Origin of the sequence: Shewanella sp. 11B5, from assembly GCF_002836795.1 — a bacterium.
Lineage (GTDB): Bacteria > Pseudomonadota > Gammaproteobacteria > Enterobacterales > Shewanellaceae > Shewanella > Shewanella frigidimarina.
In genome coordinates this window covers 1-2,915 of the sequence record NZ_PJAP01000962.1, presented here as the reverse complement: position 1 = coordinate 2,915, position 2,915 = coordinate 1, and the positions used below count along the sequence as shown (strand labels likewise).

The following is a 2,915-nucleotide window of genomic DNA, read 5'->3' as shown; positions in this document are numbered from 1 at the left end:
CTATTTATATATCTTCTTCTAAGACTGTATCCGTGTATATCTAATTTATATTTTTTTACACTATCTAGTTTCTGTCATTGTCAACTTCTAGCACTTGTTTTATTTTCTTTTTTTTTTTTTTTAATGATTCGGGCACCCACCGAAACTTCCACTTCCCCTTCCTCCGCCAGCTTCAAAGTGTTTTAGAGACAGGCTATAACTACTGTCGCCAGCATTACCAGCAGCTGCAATTAATAACACCCCATTGTTATAATGAGTATTTAATGCATTACGCTCAGTTGTGGTTGAACCACTGCCACCTAAACTCATTGTGACTACGTTTGCACCACCTGAAGTAACACACGTATCAATCGCAGCGACTAACGATGATGAGTAGCCCCATCCAGCTTCGTTAAACACTTTTACAACATGAATATTGGCATTCTGGTTAGGCATAACCCCGACCACACCTTCGTTATTTGCTATTGCGGCAATTGTACCTGCTACGTGAGTACCATGGGCATTATTATTACCTGGTTGATACCAGTTACCGGTGCCTGAATTATTGGTCCCGGTTGCATTGTTACCACTTAAATCATTGTGGCTGCGGTCATAACCAGAATCAATAATACAGATAGTACGGTTACCTGCTTGGCTGTCGCTTAACACAGTCGCACCTACAAAGGTTTGTCCCCAAGGTGTTGTCTCTGCTAGCAGTCTACGGGGTAAATCCTCTTCCACGTATTCAACATCTTGACGCAAACGTAATGCTTTAATAGAAGACGAGTCGAGCTTTACCGAGTAACTATTACTGCGACCTACGCGCTTCATTTCTCGTGCTTTTACGCTATTCAAGGCTCTAAATTGAGTAAATACTTCGTTTGAACGAGGCTCGTAAGCCATACTGTTGTCCGTTTCAGCATTTACATTTTGTACAGCGGAACTGCTATTGAGTATCTGTGCAGCATTATCATTTCTGAACTTAACGATATATCGTTTCGGTAAAGGTGATTGTTGTTCAATTTGTTGATTCGTTGCAGAGAGTTGAGAAGGGGCTGGTGCTGCGTTTACTTGAGTTGAAATGGCCAAAGCGAGTGCTGTCATGCTAAGCACGACCGTTGGATTTTTATGCTTTTTCATATTATCTTCCATGTTAATCAGGGTGGGACGTAATGTCTTTTTTAATTATGTTTTACTGATAAGCTATTTTGCCTATCTGTCTAAAAGGTAACCACATTTCAGCCTGGTGTAAACAAGTTGTTAATGTTTGTTGTCAAGTAACTGGTCTTATAGAACGGATTTACTTGATTTTTTACCTATAATTTTTGAATTAAAATTCAACTAGGTCTCGAGCTGGTAGACGGGTATCTTTCGAGCTTTAATGGAGTTAACTTAATGAAAGCGCTTAGCTAGAAAGTGCATAAACGGATCCGCTTTATGCTAATAAATAATTATCTAATATTATGTGTAAAGATATTTTTGCAGACAAAATATAGGGGGGCTGAAAGTAGCAACGTTCATCGTATTGATATGAGGAAGATATCAATACGATAAACTATTGGATATGTTTAATAAAACCACAGTTATAGGCCTGTGGTTTTAGATTGTTAGAGAGGTTATCGTGCTGATATTAAGCTATCAAAACCACCCGCATTATAGGTGTTGCTGTAACCCTGCTTAACTAATGATTCCTGCGCCATACCACTACGGTTACCGCTGCGGCAGTAAAGGACTATTTCGGAGTCTTTAGTGATATTGCGCTTTGCCAACTCTGAGACGATATTTTCAAATGGAATATTAATAGCACCGTCAATATGTCCTGCAGCAAACTCTTCAGCAGTGCGCACATCAATTAACGTGACACCGCGGTCTATTTTTTCCCAAGCAACGCTAGGCTCTTGCTCTGCAGCCCAAGTAGGCATAAGAGATGCCGCGAATAAGACCAATAGCGCCAAAATAGATTGAACAGACAACGGCATAGATTTTTTAAACACGATAATTTCCTTGTTATTTATTTAAGGCTATTTCAGCTGCAGTTTTGACGCCTAATTTTTTCATTATCATCGCTGCAGGACAAAAGCCTGTAAAAGCACTCTGAAATAGATTAGCGCCTACAAATACAGTAAGCCAGACAAAATGCGGGCTAACTGTTGCGGTTAACACAAGAGATAATAAAACCATAAAGCCAGCAAAGGCCATAATACTTCGTTCTACTGACATGTTTAGCTCCTTATTGGGCGTAGCCCAGTGAATAAATAATGTTTTTACAGATGCTTATGTTTCATTACTGAAAAATACAACACCGGAATCACCACCAAGGTTAAAATGGTTGAGATAAAAATACCAAATATTAAACTGATGGCTAATCCGTTAAAAATAGGGTCATCAATAATGAATAATGCCCCTATTATTGCCGCTAATGCTGTCAACATAATTGGCTTTGCTCGTACTGCGCCTGAATGGATAACCGCCTGCTCTAAGGGAACTCCTGCGGCTATTTGTTGATTAATGAAATCGACCAGCAAAATTGAATTTCGGACAATAATGCCTGCCAGCGCTATCATGCCTATCATAGACGGAGCCGTGAATTGAGCGCCTAATAAAGCGTGCCCAGGCATAACACCTATGATGGTCAACGGAATGGGCGCCATGATGATTAACGGCACGATATAAGATTTAAACTGACCGACTACAAGTAAGTAAATTGCAATCATGCCAACGGCATAAGCAATGCCCATATCGCGGAAGGTTTCATATGTGATTTTCCATTCACCGTCCCACAGAATCGACACGTCGGTTAATCCATCAGGCTGATTAACCAAATTTTGTTGAATTGGATAACTTGAGTCACCTTGCTCATTTTGCTGATTAATTTGGCTGACCATATCGAACATGCCATACAGCGGACTGCCAGTTGGCCCTGCCATGTCGGCAAT

Annotated in this window: 3 protein-coding genes and 1 pseudogene; all 4 read right to left on the bottom strand. The window is 40.3% G+C overall.

What is annotated here, in order from left to right; translation table 11 throughout:
• Positions 1 to 192 precede the first annotated feature (192 nt).
• Positions 193 to 1,119 (bottom strand): annotated as a pseudogene (locus CXF78_RS18865) (S8 family serine peptidase); the annotation flags it as partial.
• 476 nt (positions 1,120 to 1,595) lie between these two features.
• Positions 1,596 to 1,973, bottom strand: coding sequence for a rhodanese-like domain-containing protein (locus tag CXF78_RS18860; protein ID WP_011638140.1), 378 nt, complete (start codon positions 1,971 to 1,973; stop codon positions 1,596 to 1,598).
• A gap of 13 nt (positions 1,974 to 1,986) precedes the next feature.
• On the bottom strand, positions 1,987 to 2,199 hold the full coding sequence (locus CXF78_RS18855) for a YgaP family membrane protein (protein WP_011638139.1): 213 nt from the start codon (positions 2,197 to 2,199) through the stop codon (positions 1,987 to 1,989).
• 44 nt (positions 2,200 to 2,243) lie between these two features.
• Positions 2,244 to 2,915 (bottom strand): efflux RND transporter permease subunit (locus CXF78_RS18850; RefSeq protein WP_145991563.1); only part of this gene is annotated, 672 nt, incomplete at its 5' end.

What these genes read in the sequence shown, in the direction of transcription:
- CXF78_RS18855 (WP_011638139.1), bottom strand. Translation starts at nt 2,199, where the DNA reads ATGTCAGTAGAACGAAGTATTATGGCCTTTGCTGGCTTTATGGTTTTA.